This window comes from Magnetovibrio sp. PR-2, assembly GCF_036689815.1.
GTDB lineage: Bacteria > Pseudomonadota > Alphaproteobacteria > Rhodospirillales > Magnetovibrionaceae > Magnetovibrio.
This window is the reverse complement of sequence record NZ_JBAHUR010000007.1, coordinates 18491-40760: the sequence shown is the minus strand read 5'-3', so window position 1 is coordinate 40760 and position 22270 is coordinate 18491. Positions and strand designations below refer to the sequence as shown.

Annotated in this window: 20 protein-coding genes; 4 read left to right on the top strand and 16 right to left on the bottom strand. The window is 55.9% G+C overall.

Annotation, left to right across the window (positions count from 1 at the left end; translation table 11 throughout):
* Positions 1 to 5: 5 nt before the first annotated feature.
* The 9 genes from V5T82_RS10040 to V5T82_RS10000 form a co-directional block, all read right to left on the bottom strand.
* The gene (locus V5T82_RS10040) at positions 6 to 1448 is read right to left on the bottom strand and encodes a hypothetical protein (protein WP_332895500.1); all 1443 of its coding nucleotides are present in this window, start codon (positions 1446 to 1448) and stop codon (positions 6 to 8) included.
* Between the two features lie 35 nt (positions 1449 to 1483).
* Positions 1484 to 2095 (bottom strand): AAA family ATPase, encoded by a 612-nt coding sequence (locus V5T82_RS10035; RefSeq protein ID WP_332895499.1) that lies wholly within the window; start codon positions 2093 to 2095, stop codon positions 1484 to 1486.
* A 38-nt stretch (positions 2096 to 2133) separates the two neighbouring features.
* Entirely contained in the window at positions 2134 to 2895 is a 762-nt protein-coding gene (locus tag V5T82_RS10030; RefSeq protein WP_332895498.1) for a hypothetical protein, read from the bottom strand.
* A gap of 99 nt (positions 2896 to 2994) precedes the next feature.
* Entirely contained in the window at positions 2995 to 3405 is a 411-nt protein-coding gene (locus V5T82_RS10025) for a sulfur globule family protein (protein ID WP_332895497.1), read from the bottom strand.
* A gap of 115 nt (positions 3406 to 3520) precedes the next feature.
* A complete protein-coding gene (locus tag V5T82_RS10020) occupies positions 3521 to 3961 on the bottom strand; it encodes a hypothetical protein (RefSeq protein WP_332895496.1) in 441 nt (146 codons plus the stop codon).
* Positions 3962 to 3995: 34 nt separating this feature from the next.
* Positions 3996 to 5036, bottom strand: a complete 1041-nt coding sequence (locus tag V5T82_RS10015) for a hypothetical protein (protein WP_332895495.1) — start codon at positions 5034 to 5036, stop codon at positions 3996 to 3998.
* Between the two features lie 31 nt (positions 5037 to 5067).
* Complete coding sequence (locus tag V5T82_RS10010; RefSeq protein WP_332895494.1) at positions 5068 to 9186, bottom strand: efflux RND transporter permease subunit; 4119 nt, start codon at positions 9184 to 9186, stop codon at positions 5068 to 5070.
* 27 nt (positions 9187 to 9213) lie between these two features.
* Positions 9214 to 10377: an efflux RND transporter periplasmic adaptor subunit gene (locus V5T82_RS10005; protein WP_332895493.1), complete on the bottom strand. Its 1164-nt coding sequence runs from the start codon at positions 10375 to 10377 to the stop codon at positions 9214 to 9216.
* Positions 10378 to 10459: 82 nt separating this feature from the next.
* The gene (locus V5T82_RS10000; RefSeq protein ID WP_332895492.1) at positions 10460 to 10855 is read right to left on the bottom strand and encodes a hypothetical protein; all 396 of its coding nucleotides are present in this window, start codon (positions 10853 to 10855) and stop codon (positions 10460 to 10462) included.
* Between the two features lie 396 nt (positions 10856 to 11251).
* Here V5T82_RS10000 and V5T82_RS09995 point away from each other — a divergent pair, with 396 nt between their 5' ends.
* Positions 11252 to 12646, top strand: a complete 1395-nt coding sequence (locus tag V5T82_RS09995; RefSeq protein ID WP_332895491.1) for a sigma-54 interaction domain-containing protein — start codon at positions 11252 to 11254, stop codon at positions 12644 to 12646.
* Between the two features lie 26 nt (positions 12647 to 12672).
* A complete protein-coding gene (locus V5T82_RS09990) occupies positions 12673 to 13122 on the top strand; it encodes a phospholipase A2 family protein (protein WP_332895490.1) in 450 nt (149 codons plus the stop codon).
* Here V5T82_RS09990 and V5T82_RS09985 read toward each other — a convergent pair whose 3' ends face one another.
* A complete protein-coding gene (locus tag V5T82_RS09985; RefSeq protein WP_332895489.1) occupies positions 13123 to 14745 on the bottom strand; it encodes a U32 family peptidase in 1623 nt (540 codons plus the stop codon). It abuts the gene before it with no gap.
* Between the two features lie 480 nt (positions 14746 to 15225).
* On the opposite strand from V5T82_RS09985, the gene V5T82_RS09980 reads away from it, so the two are divergent.
* Positions 15226 to 15513 (top strand): GIY-YIG nuclease family protein, encoded by a 288-nt coding sequence (locus tag V5T82_RS09980; protein ID WP_332895488.1) that lies wholly within the window; start codon positions 15226 to 15228, stop codon positions 15511 to 15513.
* Between the two features lie 58 nt (positions 15514 to 15571).
* On the opposite strand, the gene V5T82_RS09975 is transcribed toward V5T82_RS09980, so the two are convergent.
* The gene (locus V5T82_RS09975; RefSeq protein WP_332895487.1) at positions 15572 to 15994 is read right to left on the bottom strand and encodes a hypothetical protein; all 423 of its coding nucleotides are present in this window, start codon (positions 15992 to 15994) and stop codon (positions 15572 to 15574) included.
* A gap of 156 nt (positions 15995 to 16150) precedes the next feature.
* Between V5T82_RS09975 and V5T82_RS09970 the strand changes: the two genes are divergently transcribed.
* Positions 16151 to 17044, top strand: coding sequence for a DMT family transporter (locus tag V5T82_RS09970; RefSeq protein ID WP_332895486.1), 894 nt, complete (start codon positions 16151 to 16153; stop codon positions 17042 to 17044).
* On the opposite strand, the gene V5T82_RS09965 is transcribed toward V5T82_RS09970, so the two are convergent.
* The 5 genes from V5T82_RS09965 to V5T82_RS09945 are packed head-to-tail and all read right to left on the bottom strand — an operon-like array spanning position 17041 to position 22267.
* Positions 17041 to 18867, bottom strand: a complete 1827-nt coding sequence (locus V5T82_RS09965; RefSeq protein WP_332895485.1) for an ABC-F family ATP-binding cassette domain-containing protein — start codon at positions 18865 to 18867, stop codon at positions 17041 to 17043. The two genes, V5T82_RS09970 and V5T82_RS09965, sit on opposite strands and share 4 nt — an antisense overlap.
* Before the next feature lie 39 nt (positions 18868 to 18906).
* Positions 18907 to 19347, bottom strand: coding sequence for a hydrogenase maturation protease (locus V5T82_RS09960; protein WP_332895484.1), 441 nt, complete (start codon positions 19345 to 19347; stop codon positions 18907 to 18909).
* A gap of 1 nt (position 19348) precedes the next feature.
* Positions 19349 to 20656, bottom strand: coding sequence for a Ni/Fe hydrogenase subunit alpha (locus V5T82_RS09955; protein WP_332895483.1), 1308 nt, complete (start codon positions 20654 to 20656; stop codon positions 19349 to 19351).
* The gene (locus V5T82_RS09950; RefSeq protein ID WP_332895482.1) at positions 20649 to 21416 is read right to left on the bottom strand and encodes an NADH-quinone oxidoreductase subunit B family protein; all 768 of its coding nucleotides are present in this window, start codon (positions 21414 to 21416) and stop codon (positions 20649 to 20651) included. The genes V5T82_RS09955 and V5T82_RS09950 overlap by 8 nt, the downstream gene beginning before the upstream one ends.
* Complete coding sequence (locus V5T82_RS09945; protein WP_332895481.1) at positions 21416 to 22267, bottom strand: FAD/NAD(P)-binding protein; 852 nt, start codon at positions 22265 to 22267, stop codon at positions 21416 to 21418. Before V5T82_RS09945 ends, V5T82_RS09950 begins: the two co-directional genes overlap by 1 nt.
* Positions 22268 to 22270 lie beyond the last annotated feature (3 nt).

The following is a 22270-nucleotide window of genomic DNA, read 5'->3' as shown; positions in this document are numbered from 1 at the left end:
TCAAATTATTCAGCCGCGCTCGGCTGGGTGGGGGCTGCGGGTTCTGCGGCCTCTTCGCGCATGGCTTCCATTTTCGCCTGCATCATCGTGCGCAGTTCTTGCGCTTTGGCTTTGTCCAAACGCACCAATGTGCGCATCACCGTCATGGATTGTTGCGGCGTGTCGGACTTCAGCATACGCACACCGGCTTCCAAGAACATGTCGGCTGCTTCGTCCATGCGGCGCTGGGTGAAGTAAACGTTACCCAACTCACCAGCCACATCGGCGGCATCCGTTTCGCTCAACAAGGCTTTGTATAGCTCTTCGGCCTTGGCCATGTCGCGTTTCCAAAATGCCGTGCGAGCAGCCGTCCATTTTTCTTTCAGCGCCGGGTCCAGTGCGGGTTCCGGCACAGCAGGTGCCGCTTGGGTACGCGGAGCCATAGCCGGGCGTTGCGGAGCTTGTTGGCGTTGCGCCATCATCTCTTGGCGACGCTTCATCGCAGCTTCATAAGCCGCTTTGGCTTGGGCTTGGGCTTGCTTTTGGCGTTCCATCATTTGTGCGCGTTGGGCTTGCATCTGCGCTTGGTAGTCCGCAATGGCTTTGGCTTGCGCAGCTTGGGCGTCTTGTTGTTGGGTTTGCGCTTTGGCTTGAGCTTGAGCCTGTTGTTCTTGGGCTTGGGCTTGCGCTTCAACAACTTCAGCCGGAGGCGTCGGCGGCGTTAAGTGCGTGGGCATCTGCCCCGGTGCTTGGGCCATTTGCTGAGCCGCTTTTGCGGCTTGTTCTTGCGCTTGGGCCTGGGCTTGGGCTTGCATTTCAGCAGCTTTGGCCTGAGCTTCGGCTTGAGCTTTTTGTGCTTCAGCTCTCATCTCTGCGGCTTTGGCTTCAGCTTCAGCGCGGGCTTCGTCGGCTTCGGCTTTCATTTGGGCAGCCTTGGCTTCAGCTTCGGCTTTCGCAGCTGCGGCTTTCGCTTCAGCCTCTTGGCGTTGGGCTTCGGCTTTGGCAGCAGCTTCAGCTTCGCGGGCTTTTTGCTCTTCTTGGGCCTTTTTCATTTGGGCTTGCGCTTTTTCGTAAGCCGCTTTGCGTTGGGCTTCCGCCTCGGCTTGAGCTTTTTCAGCCTTGGCTTTGGCTTCTTCAAAGGCCGCTTGGTTTTTCGCCGCTTGTTCAGCAGGCGTCACCGGAGCGGGAGCCGTTGCAGCTGTAACCGCAGCCGGTGCCGGAGCAGCCTCAGCTTTTTCCTCAGCCGGAGCAGCCGGCATTTCAGCTTTGCCCAAATCCGTCGGCATCTGTTTCGGCGCAGCGTCGTCGTCATCGCCTTCGGCGTCTGCGACGGCTTCAGCCTGCGGCTGCATCACGCCGAGCTCAACCAGTTCAGATTCGATTTCGTCTTGGTACACCAAGCCCACCACCACAAGTGCAGTGACGAACACGATAACGAGGTGGTTCATAATCCAACGAATGACAGGCATTCTTTCTCTCCAATAGTGGGGCTTTCGCGCCCTAATCAGTCATAAAGCCGTTCGGCTAATGTGTTGAGTTCTGCGGCCGCTTTTCCGCGCGGCTCCAATTCAAAAACGCCAAGACCTTCCGAGAACGAGCGACGGAAGGCCATGCGTTGCGATAAAACGACGTCCAGCACGTCCATACCCGGAATTTGCTGCAAGACCTCATGCGTTTCCGCATTTTCGGTTGCTGCGGGGTGCGTGTCTGCACGGTTGATAAACGAGATCACGTCCGGGTTGGTTCCGGTTTCGCGCGTGCTTTCTTCGATAATCCCCAAAAACTGCTGCGTCGCCCAAACGTCGGCCTGGGATGGGGTGACGGGAATGATGACGCGATCGGCCCGGCCCAACGCGGTACGTGCTGCGTCCATGTCGGACAGGCCGATATCGATAATCACGTTGCCGTTGGCTTTTTTCGGGATGGTGCCGAACACCGAAACGGTGGGGTCGTAACCTTCTTCAACGCGAACATCGACGGCATCGCGCAAGGTGTTTTGCGGATCCAAGTCACACAGCACGACCGGGCGTTCATTGTTCGCCAGCCACAGGGCCAAGTTAAACACAACGGTGCTTTTGCCCGTTCCGCCTTTCAGATTGCCCACCACTGTAATCATCGTCTTGGTTCCTTTGGTCTCAAAATTCCAGCCGCGTCTTAGCGGCCTTGCCCCATAGGCTTTTGCGGTGCTTCACTGCGCTGATAGCCCGCAGGCACATCGAACCAGCCCTGATCCGAAGCCATCACTTTCAATTTGCGCAGCTCGCGCGATATGCCGCTGGATGCGTCGTGTTCTTTCACGATAATGCCCAGCCCCATATCGATATAACGTTGTGCCTCTGCCGTTTTGCCGTCTTTGTCGGCCATGGTCACTTTCCAGTTTTCAACCGAACGGCCGTCGAAATCCACATTGCCTTCCAATGTCAGCTGCATAATGCGTCCGTCTGGAAATTCTTGGCGCACGGCGATCTTGCGCACCGGCTCCCACCACATATTCGACGACGTCTTGGTCGGCGTGTGGGTTTGTTTCCACTGCTCAACCGGAATATTGCCAAAAACGGCTTTGCCCACTTTCTCGCAGACCAAGCCTTCGACGTCTGGGCATGGTTTGCGCTCATTGGACATGGACGCCGGCGTGTCCGCCGGGGCTTGCAGTTCGAAATAGACTTTTTCTTGCGGGAACAGAATGCGCATCAGCTTGAGTTTGGGCAGAACAATCCGCACCATTTCACGACCGCGGTCTTGAAATTCTGAGCGGATGCCGTTTGCAGAAACGAAAATGCGTTCCTTGTGCACCTCTTGACCGTTCACGATCTGCATAGCCCAGGCACTGAACGGTTTTTGACCGTCTGCATGGGCTTGAGCTGTCCATAAGACGGCACTGAACAGCACCGTCGTGATGATCGTAAGAATGCGCATGCCTTAGCGTTCCTCAGTATCGAGAAATATATAAATACAAAACTGAAAAGACGGTCGGGAAGCCCCACAAAAGCGGGGCTTCCCATCCATCCGTTCGGCTTATTGAGCCGGAGCAGCCGGAGCTGCCGGAGCCGGAGCCGGAGCAACCGGAGCGCCATACGGAGCATAGCCGTAAGGTGCGCCATACGGTGCGCCATAGCCATAAGGTGCGCCGTAGCCGCCCCAACCGTTGTTACCATTCCAGCCGTTGTAGCCGTTGTAGTTGTTGTAAGCGTTGCCATTACCACGGCCGCTGAAGCTCATGGAAAAATCGCCTGCACCGGAGCCATCGCCCCAGCCGTTGCCCCAACCGTTGTTGTTGTTGTTCCAACCGTTGTTACCCCAACCGTTGTTCCACGGGCCACCGCCCCACGGGCCCCAACCCCAAGCAGAAGCTTCGGTTGCAGCCATGGAACCAGCAGCAGCGATGCCAGCAACAGCCAACACTTTCATCATTTTGGTCGCGTTCATATTCAGTACTCCTTTGTACTTCATTAGCTCCCCTCTGTTCGTAACGGATGCTGGAGAGGGGAAACTCCAAACCCGCATCAGGCCTCAGACCTGTTAGCTCATTGACCGCTTGGGATTACCACCACGGCATCCAGGATAACGGTCCTCCTAGTCCATTTAGGCCACCAACGCCGGGCCATAGCCCGCCGCCATAAGGTGCGCCTAAATTCGGGTATCCGGCGCCCGGGTACCCAATACCGGGATGTCCAAATCCGCCCCCGTAAGGGCCAACACCCCTTCCCGGACCATACCCATAGGTGTTCGGGTACCCGGTGTGGGAAAAGGGCTGAAATCCATATGGCGTTTTGCTTTCGCCATCATCCACCCTACCGTCGAGCGGCGCGTACTTGGGCAGCTCCGGCGGTCGTTTCGACTGCAACGATTGCTGCAACGTCGAAGGGGCGTAGTCCCCTCGGGCTTGCGGATCTGCACGCCAAGGGTTGTCAGCCGCAGCCACGGTGGGCAGCGCGACGGTCATCGCGGCTAAAACTCCCACCAGTGTCATACGGTTCGTCATCGTCTTGTGCTCCATTGATCACATTCTGTCTGGTCTATTTCGCATCCCCGCCGGTTTCGGCCGGAGCTTGCGGTTGGGGTGCTTGCTGTTGGGGCGCTTGCTGTTGGGCGTAGCCATAGGGCTGCCCTGCAAACGGAGCACCATAAGGTGCGCCATAACCGTGCTGGAACGGCATGCCGTAAGCGCGGTTCATATTGTGAGGTCCACCCCAGACCGACTGGCCGGGCTGTCGAGCGTTCGGGTTATTCTTTTGCATGTCTTTGAAGCGTTCTTGTGCTTCTTTTTGACGTTTTTCAGCTTGGGCACGTTGCTGTTTCACCCACGCCGGCTCCGCCGGGCGCTGCGGCTGAACCGGGGCGGCCTGCGTTTGCGGCTGGACTTGGGGCTGGACCTGGGGTTGGCCTTGCGGTGCTGCAGGCATTTGCGGCTGGGCGTAGAAACCGCTCGGCCCGCTCATGCCTTCTTTTGGGGCCCAAGTGAACGGCTGTGCGGGCACCTGTTCTGCAGGGGCCGCTTGGGCGCTCGGCGCTTGAGGCGCTGCGGGAGCCGCCGGAGCAGGAGCCGCAGGTTTTGGTGCAGCCGGAGCCACCGTCTGGGGTGCTGCAGCCGGGGCTTGCGGCATCATTTGCGGCATCCCAAAACCTTGGTTAAAGGGCGTACCATAGGGTGCGCCGTAACCGTGGTTGTAGGGCATGCCATATGGCGTGGACTGCCAGACATTGTTGCCACCAGCGCCTTGGCTGCCAGATCCTTGGCCACCGAGTTTGATGCGGCCGCGAATTTGAATATCAACATCGCTGCCACCGCCTAAACCAGCGCCGGCGTTGTTGTTCATCGTTTGGCCTGCACCCGTGGGGTTCATCGGATCGAAGCCCATCGGCGGGAAGCCCATATTGTCAGCCATCCCGCGAGAGAAAAACGGACCTTGCGGTGCAGGCGGCACAGCGCCCTCGCCTTGCTCAGGGGCTTGAACAGCAGGTGCCGCCGGAGCTTCATCCGCAGCAAAGCTTTGCGCAGAGACGAACGTGGCTGACACAGCCACAAAGGCGATCCCCTTCATCAAAGTGTTGCGCATGGTTCTGTTCCTTTCACTCATCCCTCACCCCTTACTCTGAACCAGAGCCATTGGTGTCGGGCATATTCTTCAAGCGAATGCCACGACGTTTGGGACGCTTGGCTTTCGGTTTCGCAGCCGCAGCTTTCGGTGCTGCTGGCTTGGGTTCAGCGGCCTTCGGCGCCGCTGCTTTTGTCGGTGCCGCTTTTTTCGCCACCACTTTCTTCGCTGGGGCTTTCTTAGCGGGGGCCTTCTTAGCCAGGGCTTTTTTCACAGCGGCCTTCTTAGCCGGAGCTTTTTTAACAGCTGCTTTCTTCGGCGCGGCTGGTTTCACCTCTGCCTTTTTCGGCTCAGGCTTGGGCTCAGGTTTCGGCTCAGGCTTGGGCTCTTCAACTTTCACGTCAACCTTCGGCTCCGGTTTGGAGGCTTCAGGCTTCGGTTCCGGTTTTGGCTCAGGCTTCGGTTCCGGTTTTGGCTCAGGCTTGGGTTCCGGTTTCGGCTCAGGCTTGGGTTCCGGTTTTACGTCTTCCGCCTTCGGTGCGGGCTTGGGCGCCGGAGCTGGAACAGGAGCTGGTGCCGGAGTAGCAGCTTCAGGTTCTTTGGCTTTGCGCTTAAACAATCCACCGATGGTTTCTTTTAAGAACAACCAGATGAAATACGGTAGCGCGCGAAGTGCGTAAAACACCATGGACAGCATCGGCACGATCTTTTTGACCAGCGGCCAACGCGCGACCCACTGAACGAAAGTGACAAGCGCGGTCCAAGCGAAGATGACGATCATCGCGGGGATCACCCAAATCAAACGCCATTTGTTGCTTGATTGCGTGTCCGCCGTGGCTGTTGCAGAGACGGCGACGGCCCCTTCGATCTGATGGATTTCTTGATCCATCATCTCACCCATTGCTTCTGGTGAACCTGTGCAGCCATAGACCTTTTTCGGATCCGCGGTTGCGCATTTCAGTGGAATAACCACCAACGTCAAAAGTGTCGAGACCATCACACCGAACATCAGCGAAATCGCCATGCCTTGGAAAATCGGATCGGACAGGATCACACTGGAACCTGCCACCAGCGCCAAGGCGGTGATCATGATCGGACGGGTCCGCGCACGGCACGCTTCGATCACGGCTTCGCGCACCGGCGTGCCCTGTTCGACGGCGCGCTTGGAAAAGTCTGCCAGCAAAATTGAGTTGCGCACAATAATGCCCGCCAGCGCGATAAAGCCGATCATGGAGGTCGCCGTAAACTCGGCACCAAAGATCCAGTGCCCCGGGATAATCCCGATCAAGGTCAATGGAATTGGGGCCATGATAATGCCCGGCAGTTTGAAGTTGCCAAACTCCCACATCACCAGCATGTAGATCAGCACCAAGGCCACACCGAAAGCGAGTCCCATGTCGCGGAAGGTTTCGTACGTCACCGTCCACTCACCGGTCCATTCAAACGCACTTTCAAAGTTGTTGCCCGGAGGGCCGATGTAATGGGAAGACAGTTGAACCCCGTCCGGCGTGACGTAGTTCTTTTCAGCCAGCAAATCTTCGACTTCGAACATGCCGTAAATGGGGGCTGCCAAACGGCCCGCGACCTCACCCGTGACGAATTCAACAGGGCGCAAGTCTTTGTGGAAGATCATCTGGTCTTGCAAGACCTTCTCAAAGCGGCCGAGCTCAGACAGCGGGATCATCGCCCCCGTCGCAGACGGGATCGGTAATTGGCCCAAGCGGGAGAATTGGTCACGCAGGGAAATCGGAATTTGCATGACGATGTAACGCGGCTCCAAGATGTTGCCAATTTTCACGTCGCCCAGCTTGAAGCTGCCCATGACCATTTCGAGCTGCTTGTTGATGTCTTCAATAGAGACCCCACGGCGCACGGCTTTTTCACGATCGATGATGAAGTGCCAAGCGTGAAACTCGTCTTGCATCAGGTTGTCTTCGTCCACCACGGTGTCCGCTTCGGCAAAAATAGCCGTCAGATCACGGGCCACTTGGCGGCGCGTTTCTGCGTCGGGGCCGTAAACTTCAGCGACCATGGTTTGCAGAACGGGCGGTCCCGGCGGCATTTCAACCACTTGGATTTTCGCGCCCAGTTCTTTGGCCATCGGCGTCAGCATATCGCGCGCCAAGACGGCCAACTCGTGAGACGTGCGTTCGCGTTCGGTCTTGTCCAACAGCTGGATTTGAATGTCGCCCTGCCACGCTTTGTCGCGCAGATAATAGTGACGCACCAAGCCGTTGAAGTTGAACGGGGACGCCGTACCGGAATACGTTTGGATTGCCGTCACTTCATCAATGGTGAGCAACTGATCGGTCATCGCCTGAACAACATTGGCGGTTTCCGGCAGCGCCGTACCTTCGGGCATGTTCACGACCACGTTAAATTCCGGTTTGTTGTCCAGCGGCAACATCTTCACCGTCACAGACGTGGTGTAGAACAGCGCGAAGCACGCAAAGAGAATGAACAGCATACCCAAACGGAAGATACGATACTTAACCTTGCTGTCGATCAGCGGATTGAGGGTCTTGCGGAAAAAGCCGTCCAACCACTGTTGTTGCTTTTCTTCTTTTTCGTGCGATTTCTTCAGGGAGTCCAAGCTCGGGCGGATGCGCATGGCCAGCCACGGCGTAAAGATAAACGCAGCAAACAACGAGAAGATCATCGCCACCGAGCCCAAAACCGGAATAGGTGCCATATACGGCCCCATCATGCCGGACACGAAGCCCATGGGCATGAGTGCTGCAATCACGGTGAAGGTCGCCAAAATGGTCGGGTTACCGACCTCGGCCACAGCATCAACGGACGTCGGTGTGTCCACGTCGCCCTTCATCAACCATCTGCGATAAATATTTTCGATCACAACAATGGCGTCATCGACCAAAATACCGATGGAGAAGATCAAGGCGAACAAGCTCACCCGGTCAATGGTGAAGCCCAAAATCCAGGCTGAGAACACGGTGACCAAAATCACCACCGGAATCACGATCAACACCACAACGGCGGCACGATAGCCTAAGAAAATCCAGATCAAGGCCGTCACCGCGCCCGTGGCGACGAACAGCTTGAAGATCAGCTCATTCACTTTGTCGTTGGCGGTTTTGCCGTAGTTGCGCGTCACCGACACTTCGACGTTGTCGGGGATGATGCGGCCTTTTAAATATTCCACCTGTGCGAGGACGTCTTCGGCGACGCTCACACCGTTGGTGCCGACCTTTTTCGCCACGGAAATGGTCACACCCGGCGCGCCGACCGGAGCCAGCGTTTCACCGGCTTGATAAGACGGTCCTGTGAAGTATTGAACCAAATTTTCGGCGACTTGAGGGGATTGGCTGACGCGCGCGACATCGCGGACATAAACCGGCGAGCCGTTGTGCACGCCGATGATCAAGCGTTCAACATCTTCGGGCTTGGTCAGGAACGAACCTGTGTAGACTTGTAAGCTGTTGCCAGAGCTTTCGACCTGGCCCGCGTCCGTTTCTGAGTTCGCACTGGTGATGGTCTTCGCCAACTGGCCGACGGAAATGCCGTAACCGGCCAAACGTTCGGGGAAAACTTCGACCCGCAGCTCTTCGGCACGTCCGCCAACGATGAAGCTTTGGGAGGTATTGGGGACCTCCTTCATGCGCTGCATCACGTCCAGCGCCACCAAACGCAACGCGGCGTCGTCCACATCATGGGACCACAGCGTCAACGTCACCACCGGAACATCGTCAACACCTTTGGGTTTAACCATCGGCTGAGAAACACCCGGCGGGATCTTGTCCATATTGGACATGAGCTTGTCGTACAGCTTCACCAGAGAGTTTTCGAGCTCTTCACCCACAACGAACTGCACCGTCACCATACCACCGCCGTGTTGGGCTGCGGAATAGACGTGCTTGACGCCGGGAATTTCACTCATCAAACGTTCCAGCGGATCAATCGCCAAAGACGAGACCTGCTTGGCCGACGCACCGGGATAGCTGAAGAACACATCCACCATGGGAACCGAAATTTGCGGGTCCTCTTGGCGCGGTGTGAACAGCAGGCCCATGATGCCAATGGCGAGGCTGGCCAGCAAAAGCAAGATGGACAGCGGCGAGTGGATGAACTCCTTCGCCATGCCACCGGCAATGCCGAGCGGATGCGTCTGCTCTTCTGTGTGATTGTTATTGTTGTTGGTTTGATCGGTCATATCTTTATGTCTCTCCCCCGGCCCTACTTACTTAGCCGAGCTCGATGAGAGGCCTGCCGGAGGATTGAGGATGACTTGCTCGCCACCCTTAAGTCCCGACAAAACCGTCATACGACCATCTTCTAGGTTCACACCCAGACGAACCAAACGCAGCGATACTTTTTCGCCGTTCAAAACAAAGACCGACGGGAAGCTGCCACGCCAAACCAGCGCTTCGCTGGGCACCACAGGCGAACTGCGGTATGCGGTGGACAGGTCGGGCACACGCACTTCTGCGTACATGCCCGCGCCACCGGGCGTGCCTTCGGGCAAATCGAACTTCACCGTCACTGTGTGGCCGGACGCGTCCGCCATGGGAAAGATTTGCGCCACGCGGGCTTGCACTTCCGCACCGCGCACGTCCAAGCGTGCAGGCAACATCATGCCTTTTTCCAGGCTAGACACCAGACGCACGGGAACTTCGACTTGAAGGCGCAAAAACTTGGTGAACGCATAACGCAGCAAGGGCGTGCCGGGTTGCACGGTGTCGCCCTCTTCCACCAGTTTTTGGGTGATCACGCCGTCAAACGGGGCCAGCGTGCGGGTGTCGCGCAATTGCGTGTCCAACGTTTCTAAGCGCGCATAAGCCTGGGTTAACTGGCTTTGGGCCTGGTTCATGCCGGAATAGCTGTTGTAGAGATCGGCCTGACGTTCGACCCCGGTATTGGAATTGCCAACCATGTTGGAAAACCCACGGGTGAAGAACTGATCGAACATGGTCGGCATGCCCATGCCCGGCATGCCGGTGACCGAGTTCGTGCGTGGCGAAATCAATTCGCGGGAATACTGAACCCGCGCGTTTTGCATCCCGGCCTGCGCGCTGGCGATGTCGGCCAAAGCCGCGCGGCGTTGCGCCTGGATGCTGTCGTCATTAATGGTGACCAGGAGCTCTTCTTTGGAGAAGTCGTCGCCTTCCGCGCCGGAAATGAAGGTCACACGACCCGGTGCTTGTGCGGCTAAGTTGACTTCTTTGTACGGAACCACGGTTCCAGCCAGCGTGGTCGTTTCGCCGATTTGCTCGACGCTGACGACCGCAGTCTGGAATTCGGATGAATACCCCGGCGTCGTCAAGCCGAACGCCACAAGGGCGATTGCGCCAACAATCCCTCCCCGCAACATTGAACCTTTGTTGTGTGACTTGTGAACCGACATTCCTCGAACTCCGAATAAACGTTTTAAGCTGCGCTCCCGCCGCTGAACGCGGCGGGATTTTGCGCTGTATATGTTACAGTTTTTAAGCTTTGCCCATTGCGGCAAAGCTTTTGACGAAAGGACCAGCCATGCGCGGGTCTTTGACCATTGCGCCGTAGTCACCAACGTTGAACTTCAGTTTCCCGGACGTATAGGCCATACCCAGCCCCATCATTCCGGGCGGTTTTTTCAACCACTTTTCCCAGTGATCTTGCGAAGCGCGCAAGTCCCAGTTGAGCTCTTGCCCATCATAGGCTTCGCCTGCGGTGGCTTTGCCGTTTTCCACGACCAAAACACCCAAGGGCGCGTCGTCCCCGGTGAAACCGTATCCAATTGTGGAAGTGAACCCGATCTTTTCGAGTTCGTCTGAAAGTCCAGCTTCAGAATTCCAAACATTTTGGAATGAAGCCATCCAGTCTGCAGAAAATAAATCTGCCATGGTCGTTATCTCCCCCTATAAACTTTCCAAAACAGGCCCTTAAGGCGCTATTTGATTGTTTTTCCCAAAAACACCGCCCTGTCAGGCCCCGTAGCTTAAAACGTTAAGACCCTATTAAGCAACCCCTATGCCAAAACAGCGAATCGGGGCTAATCCCTTGTTTTCTGCGTTTTATTAGCAAGTACCGGAAATAAGTTTTTCACCCACCTGCAACACCTAAATTAGATAATATTCATATACAGCATTGATAATGTTAAAGATATTGGACCGCAACACCCTGCAACACTGTTGCGCAACGGTGCAATACATGCAACGATGATGCAACAACTCATGCAACAGCTTTAAAGCTGTAACACTGATAACAAAAGCGTGAGCTGCGGAGGCTGACCAAAACCTATGGGTATTATCGACCACAAACTGGACCTGACCGGGGCCCGGCCCCTGTTTGAAACGCTGATCACCTGCATTTCCGACGGGGTGTTAATCGCGGATGAAAACAACCGTGTTCTCTGTCAGAACGATATGATTTGCGAAATGTTTGGTGAAGATTGCGACCAAACGCTCAGCCAAAGCAAACTGGGTGAAATTTTTGCTCTTTCAGAAAAGTCTTCATGTGCTGCAATGACTTACGCGACACCCGGCACGCCATTAGACAACTTTGTCGTGGCCAAAGAAGAGATCCATTGCCCGGATGGCACCCGTGAGCTGGAATTGTCGTTGGGCACCGTTCACTTGCCGGAAAACGGGCGCGATTTGAAAGTTGTGATCGCCCGCGACTGCACGGCTGAGCGCAACATCGACACGCCCGCCGAGCTCAAAGCCAGAGGCTTCATCACCAACGACGTCGAAATGCTGTCGATCCTGTCGCGTTTGGACCAGATTGCGGACTCCCCTGCCCCCGTCCTTTTGATGGGCGAAAGCGGGACCGGAAAAACCCAAATTGCGCGCATGATCCATGAGCGCAGCCCGCGTGCTGAAAAACCACTGATCGAGCTCAACTGCGCCGCTATCCCGGAACAATTGCTGGAATCCGAGCTGTTCGGCCACGTCAAAGGCGCCTTTACAGGCGCCACACAAAAACGCAAAGGCCGCTTTCAGGCCGCCCATGGCGGCACACTGCTGTTGGATGAAGTCGGGGAAATCCCGCTGCATCTGCAAGCCAAGCTGTTGCGCGCCATTCAAGATCAAAAGTTCGAGCCCGTGGGCTCGGATGAAACCGTGGAAGTCGATGTGCGTGTGATCTCGGCCACCAACCAAGATCTGAAAATGATGGTCAACGACGGCAACTTCCGTGCGGATTTGTTCTATCGCTTGGCTGTGGTGCCCATCAACATCCCGCCACTGCGCGACCGGGTTGGCGATATCCCCTTGTTGTTGAAACACTTTTGCACGGATCTCACGGACAAAGGCTATCCCGACGACGTCGCCTGCACACCCGAAGCCATGCGCATGATGATGGACTACAACTGGCCCGGCAACGTGCGCGAAATGCTCAACGCGGTGGAACACGCCTACATTTGTGCCGTGGACAAAGCCGTTGTGCCCGAAAGCCTGCCTCAAGACATCCGCCACTTCACTGTGGCGACGCCCTATACCAATACTGTCATTGACGTCCCCGCACTTTATGGGCGCAGGCGCGACGATGTGCAGATGGACAACACCAACGCCGAAGCCGTTGAAATCCAACGTGCTTTGCAATCTGCAGAGGGCAACAAAACCCAAGCGGCCAAAGCTTTGGGGATTGATCGCACCACATTGTGGCGGCGCATGCGCAAATATGGCTTGGCATAAAGCGCCAAGCACATTAGCATTTACTTATGAAAAGACGTCTACCCGTATTGGTTCTGCTCGCCAGCCTTGCCTTTGTATCGGAGGCCAAGGCCGATCCCGGTGTTTTGCTGTGGGGCAATTGGTGTGGCCCCGGCAATTCCAACGGCAATGCTCCGCCCATTGACCCGCTGGACAACGCCTGCATGCGCCATGACATGTGTTATGTCGTGCAAGGCCGTGGGGACTGCGGTTGCGATATTGCCTTCATGAACGAAGTCAGCGCGATGTCTTATCCGAACGAAACGGTCTACGTCGCCGCGCGCGCCATGTATGACGCTATCGCTATGACGCCGTGCGACGATCCCATGGGATGGGCTTACAAACAAAGTTGCATGTGGAAAGACATGGCGGACGACATGATGTCTGGCCGCGCCATGCCCTATGAAGTGCCCATGCGCTGGATGTATCTGTTTTCGCGCGCGCGACCCGATTGGTAATTATTCGGCGGCGTCCGTGTCGACGGACTGTTCAGCTTCGTCTTTGCCCAGCATCTGACCGATCTTTTTCGCTTTGAGCGCTTCGCGCGCTTTGGCGTATTTGTCGTCGTTCCAAAACATATGACAGCCGTTGCAGCCCAACCCGCAACACGCTTCTAAGCCCAGCGCAGGCGTCTTGCCCGTATGCGCGCGGCCTTTCAGCGTTGGGCGTTCTTCAGACCCGTCGCGCAGGCCGCGTTCCACGTCCATGCTCATCAAGTTGCCGTGCAACAGGGCTTGTCGGTCTTCGCTCAACACCGCTTCGGTGCGGCCAATGGACAGGGGTGGCAATAGCGTTTTTAAGCGGTCCAAGTCTTCGTTGTGGAACAGCTCGCCTGGAATGCGGATGGCGCGGTCTTGACCGGGAGACGCTTTTTCCGTCACCGTACCTTTTTTGGCGTCAATGAATTCGTACAGCCTCAAGCGGATCGGTTCAATTTCATTGGGGGACAGGAATTCAACCACAGCTCCGGCTTTTAGGGCATTGCGTAGACTGAAGATGATGTCGTCCCCCTCCCAACGTTCCACCACACCGGCATAGAGCCAACCGCCCACCGTGTCGGTGCGGTCGTAATTGTGGGCAATGTTGGTCAGTCGGCCTTCATGAAAACCCAAAGAATACCCACGGTTTTGCAGGGTATAGATTTCGCGGAGATACGGATCGGGTGTCCAGTTTTCAGGGTCCGCATACCAATCATCAATGGCCAAGCGATACGCCCGCGCGGTAATGGCGGCGTAATATTCGCTTTTGTTGCGCCCTTCGACCTTGAGACTGTCAACGCCGAGCTTGAGATACTCATCCAACTTCGGCATCAAGCACAGGTCTTTTGCGTTCATAATGTAAGAGCCGCGATCGTCTTCTTCGATTTTCATAAACTCGCCGGGGCGGAACTCTTCTTCCAGGTAGAAGTCGAACTGGTCTTTGTTGTCCGGGGTGATTTCAAAGGTCGTACCGTCTTTGGCTTGGGCGTGGACCTTGTAGCTCCAGCGACAGCTCTGTGCGCAATTGCCTTGGTTGGCACCGCGTTCCGCCAAATAGTTCGACAACAAACAACGGCCCGAATACGTCATGCACATGGCGCCGTGCACAAACGCCTCCAGCTTGATGTCGGGGCACTTTTCGCGGATTTCGGCCAGCTCGTCAAAACTCACTTCGCGCGCCAACACGCACAGCTTCGCCCCCATGGCTTCCCAGCTTTTGACCGTCAGCCACGAACACGCATTGGCTTGGGTGGACACGTGCAAATCCAGCTCCGGCGCATGTTCGCGCAGGAAATGAAACACGCCCTGGTCTGCGATAATCAACCCGTCGGGGTTCACTTGGCGGATGGTTTTGACAAATTCCGGCAGCTTTTCGATGTCTTTGTTGTGGGTGAACAAATTCAGCGTCAGATAAATGCGCTTGCCGTGTTCATGGACAAAGCGCACGCCTTCCATCAAGTCTTCCAAAGAAAACTCAGATTGGATGCGCAAAGACAAATCCGGCGTGCCCGCATACACAGCATCCGCGCCATACAAAATGGCGGTTTTGAGCTTGGAAAGCGAGCCCGCAGGCATGAGAAGTTCGGAACGGTGATCAGTCATGCGCCCTATATATCGCGTCCCGGGTGCGTTTGGGTAGGTTTTTCGACGTGCGGACATCACTGCGTAGTTTCAAAATCCGATTGGAGCCTGTTGTGAGCTTTCGTAGATTGTCCGATCATACACTTCAGCCTTCTATTCTACCTTTATTACCTGGGCAGATGGTCATGAGGTTCGCGAAATTGATTTGCTGAAGTTTGACCAGACCTATTTCGATCAAATGCTAAATGAATGGCGGACATATCGATACACATCTATCTAATTTAGTCGTGCCCCCTTCTTTTGGGATCCTGTCAAAACGTGCTATTGCCTCATTTCCGTCATGGCCGTGCTTGTCACGGCCATCCACGTCTTGACACACACGAAGAACCAGCAATGGACCACCGGAACAAGTCCGGTGGTGACGGTGGAGGGTGTGCAGTCGTGCATAGAGCCGCAAACGCCATTATAGCGGAACTCACGGGAAACACTTAATATTCCGAAATGTCTGGCGGATGGGTATACATCATGACAAATCGACCCAATGGCACGCTCTATGTGGGCGTGACCAGTGATCTCACACGGCGGGTTTGGGAACACCGCGAGGGTGTGGTCGATGGTTTCACCAAGAAGTACGGTCTCAAACAATTGGTCTATATGGAACCGTATGACGATATCCGCGTGGCTATACAGCGTGAAAAGAACATGAAGCATTGGCCGCGAGCGTGGAAAGTCCGGCTAATTTTAGGTGTAAACCCGAAGTGGGATGATCTCTTCACTCAACTGGGGTGAAAACGTGGATGACCGTGACAGTATAGAAGGTAAAGCGGATGCCCCCTGGAATTCCGCGTCAACCCTGCAACATTTGCAGAAGATTCAAATCGAAATGCGTGTTCAGCAGCGAAGAAATCCCGCTGGAATCATGACGTTTTTCATCATCACGCCGACCGACCATGTCGAACATCAAATCTTCGGCAGACATGTATTTCAGCTGATCTGGATCGTACCCCAGAACGTCTTTTTGCATATCGTTCATGGTTCGGGACTTCATGCGCGCCATCACCCAGTCCTGCATGCGGCCTTTGAGGGTATCGACGATGGCTTCGTCGGATTGCACCATATCGTCGGTGGCTGGAGCGTCTTCGCCATCGCGGTGTCCCCGCATCAAATTGGCGAAATTGTCGAAGTCTTCCTGGCTCAAACCATAGCGTTTGGCGTTGAGCAGTTGGACTTCGGACAGGATCAAGTCGACTTGGTCGGTGACGGTGGCCATATGCATTCTCCATATCTTAGCCAATGCATTGCAACAGCCATGCCTGAACTAAGCTCTTGAAAATACGCCACTTCCAAATGCTCATAGGCGGAAAAACTTGGCCCACCCGGCAAGTTCTGCTTGCCAAGAGGGGCAACAAACTCCATTGGTTATGCCATGACAGAGCTTGAACGCCGCGCCCAAAGCTGGACCTTGTTTGCCACTGTGCTGGTCTCCACCTCATTTCCCGTGGTGGGGATGATTGCGCATGGGCTGGACAGCTCCGTCATGGCGTTTTTGCGCTTTTCGCTGGCGGCTGTGCTGTTCGGCCCCTTGGTGGCTTGGCGGGTGGGACTGCCCTTGCCGTCGCTCAAAGATTTGGCCCGTTATGGCACCGTCAGCGCCTTCATGGTGGGCTTTTTCTGGGCCATGTTCGAGGCGCTGCGCTACACCAGCCCGCTCAACACCGCGACGATCTTCACCCTCACCCCATTGATCGCAGCCGTGGTGTCTGCATTTTTGCTCAAAGAACGGCTGAAAAAACGTTCCATGGCGGCCCTTGGCTTGGGATTGGTCGGCGCGATTTGGGTCATCTATCGCGGCAACTTTTCCGATTTGCTGGGCATGGCATGGAATAAGGGCGATACGATCTTTTTGCTGGGCACGTGCTCTATGGCGCTTTACGGCCCTTTGGTGAAGTTCCTGCATCGCGGCGAACCCATGGCGCGCATGAGCTTTTGGGTGCTGACCACGGGGGCCTTTTGGATGTTGCTGATATCGTTTCCCAATCTGCAAGCCACCGCTTGGGGCGAAGTGCCTATGAACATCTATTTGGGCATCGGCTATTTGGCAGTGTTCACCACCGTCATCACCTTTTTCATTTTTCATTGGAGCTCCACCATCGTCGGGCCGACCAAGGTGTTGTCGTACACCTACTTAAACCCAGCATTGGTGTTGGTGATCGGCTTGATTTTGGGCGACGCCGCCCCGCCCATGCTGACCTTTCCAGGCTTGGCTTTGGTGGTGGGGGCCATGGTGGTGTTGCAACTCACCGCCCACAAAAGCGCTTAAGACCCTTCGATCTCTTCGCGCAGGACTTCCAAAGTCAGCCACTGTTCTTCGGCGTCGCGCAGTTCGATGGATTTGGCTTCCAACAAGTTTGCGGCTTTGCTGAAGGTTTCCGGGTCTTTTTGGTACAAGTCCGGATCGTCCATTTTGGCCTGCAGTTTATCGATGTCGGCTTGCAGCTCTTCCATTTTCCCGGGCAGTGTCTCCAGCGCGTACTTTTCTTTATAGGACAGCTTGAGCTTCTCGCCTTCGGACTTCGCAGCCGATTTTTTTTTGGGCTTGGCCGCTTTGTCTTCCACCTTTGGGGCTTCGCGCGCCGTAATGCCGGCACCGCGTTGCGCGATCATATCGGAATAGCCGCCGGGGTATTCGCGCCAAGCCCCGGCCCCGCCCCGGTCATTTTCGTTGATGATGACAGACGTCACCACCCGGTCTAGAAAGTCACGGTCGTGGCTGACCAAAATCACGGTGCCGTCGAAATCCGAGATCATTTCCTGCAACAAATCCAGCGTTTCCAAATCCAAATCGTTGGTGGGCTCGTCCAGCACCAAAACGTTCGCAGGCTGAGCCAATGCACGCGCCAGCATCAAACGGCCCCGCTCGCCACCGGAAAGCGCATGCACCGGGGTGTTGGCTTGTTCCGGGGAAAATAGAAAGTCCTGCATATAGCCCATGACGTGCTTTTGTTTGCCGCCGATGGTCACCGCATCGCCGCTTTTGCCCGTCATGGCGTCTTTGAGCGACCAGTTGGGGTTTAGGGCATCGCGCATCTGATCCAGGGTCGCGAGCTCAATCTTGGTACCCATATCAATCTCACCACTGTCGGGTTGGAGTTTCCCGATCAGCATATTGAGCAACGTCGTTTTGCCCGCACCGTTGGCACCGACAATGCCCAAACGGTCGCCACGCATGACTTTGATGGAAAAGTTTTTGACGATGGTGTTGTCGCCATAGGCCTTGCAGATGTTTTCCGCTTCCACCACACGCTTGCCCGATTGTCCGGTTTCCGACGTGGTGATTTTGACGCTACCGCCCAAGGACCGCTGGTCCCGACGTTCTTCGCGCAAATCGTTCAAACGGCGCAGTCGCCCCATGTTGCGTTTACGTCGCCCGGTGACGCCGCGTTGCAACCAGTGCAGTTCCCGCACGATTTTGCGGTCCAGCTTGTGGCGGTCCAGCTCCAACTGCTCCACCGTTTCATCGCGCCATTCTTCGAAGTGCGCAAAGGACTTGGGCAGCTTGTGGGTGATGCCTTGGTAAATCCAAACGGTGGATTGGGACACATTTGCCAAAAATGTGCGGTCGTGGCTGATCACCACCAAGGCCGCATTGATGGCATTCAGTTCCTTTTCGAGCCACTCAATAATCGGCAAGTCCAAGTGGTTGGTGGGCTCGTCCAACAGCAAGATGTCGGGCTGGGGTGCCAAGGCGCGTGCGAGCGCCGCCCGGCGCGCTTCACCGCCCGATAAGGTTTTGGGGTCTTCCAAACCGCTCAGACCTAAGTCCGCCAACAGGATTTGCGCACGATAGACCTCGTCGTGCGGGCCCATACCGGCCTCGACATAGTCCAAAGTGGTCGCATACTCAGACAGGTCCGGTTCTTGGGGCAGGTAAGCGACAGATTTTCCGGTTTGCAACACACGCTCGCCCTTGTCCGGTTCGATCATACCCGCTGCGATTTTCAAAAACGTGGATTTGCCGCAGCCATTGCGCCCAACCAGGCACAAACGTTCGCCCGGCTCGACGACCAAGTCCGCACCTTCCAACAACGGCGTTCCGCCGAAGGTCAGGTGAATGTTGCGCAAAGTGAGAAGTGGTGCAGCCATGGCCCGTGTTTAGCGCGATGGGCGGGATGGGGCAAGCCGTTAAGGCTGACAAGCCTTCAAAACTTCAGCCACGGCGTCATCCAACGCACCCTTTACGGCGTCGCTTAGCCCCGCGCCCAATGTGAAATCAGCCCCTTCGACGCCGATCACCGTCAAGCGGTCCGGGAAATCACCCAAAACGCGGGCCATTTCCACGGCCTCGACAACGCCGAACTGGTGGGTAGAGTGGCGAAACAAATTTTGTGGGAGTTCCGCTTCGTGGGCTTCAAATCTCTGAAGGGTTCCCGCAGGCTTGTCCGATTGGGTCGCGTCCACCACCACCACATGGTGTCGCCCTTGCCACAACACCATCAGCTCTATGCCGTCGCCGTCGAACGCAAAGGTTTCAATGCCGGGATGATCGCTCAAGGCGTCAACAACCGCCGCGCCGAGCCCGTCATCGCCGCGCATGGCGTTGCCGACACCAATCACCAACGCCATATCAATCCCGCCTGACGCGCAAATCCAAGAAGTGCGTTGCGCATGAGATACACGGATCATAGTTGCGGATGGCTTGTTCGCAGCGCCACTTCAAGTCTTCGTCTTTGAGCTTCAAGTTCTTTTCAACCACACCGCGCAGGTCTTGTTCGATCTGCTTTTGGTTTTGCGCCGTGGGCGGCACGATGGTGGCTTTGGTGATGAGGCCTTTTTTGTTCAGGCTATAGCCGTGATAACAAATGCCGCGCGGGGCTTCGGTGCAGCCGTGTCCGGTGCCTTTGCCCGGCGTCACCTCCACGCACGACGCGTCGGGAAGTTCATAATTTTCCGCTATGCGCAAAGATTCCTCAAACGCATAAACCGTTTCAACCATACGCACGACAATGCTTTTGAACGGATTGGTGACGACCTTTTCAAGTCCCGCTTCTTTTGCCGTCTTTTTCGCCAAGTCCGACAACTGATCGAAGTTGTTGTTGTAGCGCGCAATGGGACCGACCAAGTACGGCCCGTCTGGGTGCGTGCCATGCAGAGCGTTGGAATGCTCGACGTGTTCTTCACCAAAATGATCGCGGAACTCGGCCACGGGAATATCCAAGCCACGGTTCGACACTATGCGCCCTTCGTGGATGGCGTATTCATCATCATGGCGAAGCGAGACACAGGTGTAGTCATAATCGAAGTCGGGAAAATCGAACCCGCCGAACGCCAGCGTGAGTTCGCGCGATGCTTCAATGGCCCACTTCAAATCCTCAATCAGGCCACGCACTTTTTCAACACTGGGGGATTTATAAAAACCGCCAACCTTCAAGTTCACCGGGTGCACAGCCCGCCCACCGACGACGTCCAAAATATCGTTGCCGATCTTTTTAAGACGCAAGGCTTTTTTCACCAATTCGGGATTGGCTTTGGCGATTTGCAGCGCGTCATCCAACCCCAAAAAATCCGGTGCGTGCAGCATGGCGGCGTGCAAAACGTGGCTTTCTATCCATTCACCGCAATAGATCAAGCGGCGCAGATCGCGCAGCGGCCCCGTTACCGAAACGCCCAGGGCGTCTTCCATGGCCTGAGCCGCACCCATTTGATAAGCGATGGGGCAAATACCGCAGATGCGTGACGTGATGTCCGGGGCTTCGGTAAAATCGCGCCCTTCCAAAAAGGCTTCGAAGAAACGCGGCGGCTCAAAGATGCGGAACTTCAGATCCTTGATTTCACCATTGCGGATGTGCAGGTCCAAAGCACCTTCGCCTTCAACGCGGGACAAGGCATCGACTTTGATTTTGCGGCTTTGAGATTTTTGGGTCTGTTTAGCCATGGGACTTCTCCGCTTCGTCAAAGGCGGCCACATTGAATGTGCGTAACAGATCGCTGCGTTCTTTCTTACTAAAGCCCAGCTCGCCTAAACGACCTGACAAAGCCGGAACATTGGGCAGTTCTTTGGGCCCAAAGCAGCCATAGCACCCCCGGTCCACGCTGGGACATATATTGCCGCAGCCCGCGTGACACACGGGGCCGAGGCACGGCTTGCCTTGTGCGACCATGACACACACGGTGCCTTCCATCTTGCATTCCATACACTGGCTGTGGTTGGGCAGGTTCGGTTTGCGCCCGACCAACAACGCGCCCAAGGCTTCCAACAGCTGACCTTTGTCAATGGGGCAGCCGCGCAGCTCCAAATCCACAGGCACGTGGGCCGCGATGGGGGTGGAGGTTTCCAGCGTTTCGATAAATTCGGGATGGGCATAAACGGTGTTGATGAAATCGTCCACCTTGTTGTAGTTCTTCAACGCCTGAATGCCGCCCGCCGTCGCACAAGCGCCGATGGTGATCAACACCTTCGATTGCTTGCGCACCTTCTGAATACGCTCTGCCTCTTCCGGTGTAGTGACGGAGCCTTCGACCAAAGAAATGTCATAAGGCCCTTTCAACTGCGCGCGTGTGGCTTCCAAGAAGTAAGCAATATCGACTTTGTCCGCGACCGCCAAAAGCTCGTCTTCACAGTCCAGCAGGCTCAGCTGACAGCCGTCACATGACGAAAATTTCCAGACGGCCAGTTTGGGTTTACGTGCAGCCATTAAAGCCCCCTCACCTGCAACAGGTCTTCGATTTGGCTGTAGGCGAACACAGGTCCGTCCTTACAGATGAACTTGCCGCCAAACTGACAGTGCCCACAATGCCCGATGGCGCACTTCATATTGCGTTCCATGGACACGAAGATGTCGTCTTTTTCCATCCCGCGCTGGACCAGCTCTTTGATGGTGAAGCGCATCATAATTTCGGGGCCGCAGATCATCACTTTGGTGTGGTGCGGATCAAAATCCGCGCGCTCGATCAGACGTGGCACCACCCCGACGTTCCCGGCCCAACTGCGGTCCGCGTGATCCACTGTGACATCGACATAGGTGTCCAGGCGCCCGCGCCATTGTTGTAACTGCTTCATGTACAAGACGTCTTCGGGGGAACGCGCACCGTACAAAATCACGAAACGGCCGAAGTGTTCGCGGTTCGCCAAAACGTGTTCGATGGCCGGGCGCAGCGGGGCCAAGCCGATGCCACCCGCTATGATAACCACGTCGTGACCGTCCGCCTCAATCACCGGCCAGGCACTGCCAAAGGGCCCGCGCACGCCGACTTGATCGCCTTTTTTCAGTTTCGACAAGGCATCCGTCACGGCACCGACATTGCGGATGGTGTGCACCAGCTTGCCCGGATTAGCCGGATCGCCGCTGATGGAAATGGGCACTTCGCCAACGCCGAACACATAGAGCATGTTGAACTGACCGGGTTGGAAGTGAAATCCAGGTTTGCCGGGATCAAGCTCTATGGTGAAGGTGTCGTCCAGCTCTTTCCGGCGCAGTGTGATGGGCAGAAGGTCCGGCACCATAGGGTCTGCATAGGGGGCGTCTGAGGTGGTTTGATCGGGCATGGA

Coding starts and splice junctions, on each gene's coding strand:
- V5T82_RS09955 (WP_332895483.1), bottom strand. CDS start 20,656: ATGGCTAAACAGACCCAAAAATCTCAAAGCCGCAAAATCAAAGTCGAT.
- V5T82_RS10030 (WP_332895498.1), bottom strand. CDS start 2,895: ATGCGCATTCTTACGATCATCACGACGGTGCTGTTCAGTGCCGTCTTA.
- V5T82_RS09990 (WP_332895490.1), top strand. CDS start 12,673: ATGAAAAGACGTCTACCCGTATTGGTTCTGCTCGCCAGCCTTGCCTTT.
- V5T82_RS09970 (WP_332895486.1), top strand. CDS start 16,151: ATGACAGAGCTTGAACGCCGCGCCCAAAGCTGGACCTTGTTTGCCACT.
- V5T82_RS09975 (WP_332895487.1), bottom strand. CDS start 15,994: ATGGCCACCGTCACCGACCAAGTCGACTTGATCCTGTCCGAAGTCCAA.
- V5T82_RS10020 (WP_332895496.1), bottom strand. CDS start 3,961: ATGACGAACCGTATGACACTGGTGGGAGTTTTAGCCGCGATGACCGTC.
- V5T82_RS10040 (WP_332895500.1), bottom strand. CDS start 1,448: ATGCCTGTCATTCGTTGGATTATGAACCACCTCGTTATCGTGTTCGTC.
- V5T82_RS10000 (WP_332895492.1), bottom strand. CDS start 10,855: ATGGCAGATTTATTTTCTGCAGACTGGATGGCTTCATTCCAAAATGTT.
- V5T82_RS09950 (WP_332895482.1), bottom strand. CDS start 21,416: ATGGCTGCACGTAAACCCAAACTGGCCGTCTGGAAATTTTCGTCATGT.
- V5T82_RS09945 (WP_332895481.1), bottom strand. CDS start 22,267: ATGCCCGATCAAACCACCTCAGACGCCCCCTATGCAGACCCTATGGTG.
- V5T82_RS09960 (WP_332895484.1), bottom strand. CDS start 19,347: ATGGCGTTGGTGATTGGTGTCGGCAACGCCATGCGCGGCGATGACGGG.
- V5T82_RS10025 (WP_332895497.1), bottom strand. CDS start 3,405: ATGAACGCGACCAAAATGATGAAAGTGTTGGCTGTTGCTGGCATCGCT.
- V5T82_RS10015 (WP_332895495.1), bottom strand. CDS start 5,036: ATGCGCAACACTTTGATGAAGGGGATCGCCTTTGTGGCTGTGTCAGCC.
- V5T82_RS09980 (WP_332895488.1), top strand. CDS start 15,226: ATGTCTGGCGGATGGGTATACATCATGACAAATCGACCCAATGGCACG.
- V5T82_RS10010 (WP_332895494.1), bottom strand. CDS start 9,186: ATGACCGATCAAACCAACAACAATAACAATCACACAGAAGAGCAGACG.
- V5T82_RS10035 (WP_332895499.1), bottom strand. CDS start 2,095: ATGATTACAGTGGTGGGCAATCTGAAAGGCGGAACGGGCAAAAGCACC.
- V5T82_RS09985 (WP_332895489.1), bottom strand. CDS start 14,745: ATGACTGATCACCGTTCCGAACTTCTCATGCCTGCGGGCTCGCTTTCC.
- V5T82_RS10005 (WP_332895493.1), bottom strand. CDS start 10,377: ATGTCGGTTCACAAGTCACACAACAAAGGTTCAATGTTGCGGGGAGGG.
- V5T82_RS09965 (WP_332895485.1), bottom strand. CDS start 18,867: ATGGCTGCACCACTTCTCACTTTGCGCAACATTCACCTGACCTTCGGC.
- V5T82_RS09995 (WP_332895491.1), top strand. CDS start 11,252: ATGGGTATTATCGACCACAAACTGGACCTGACCGGGGCCCGGCCCCTG.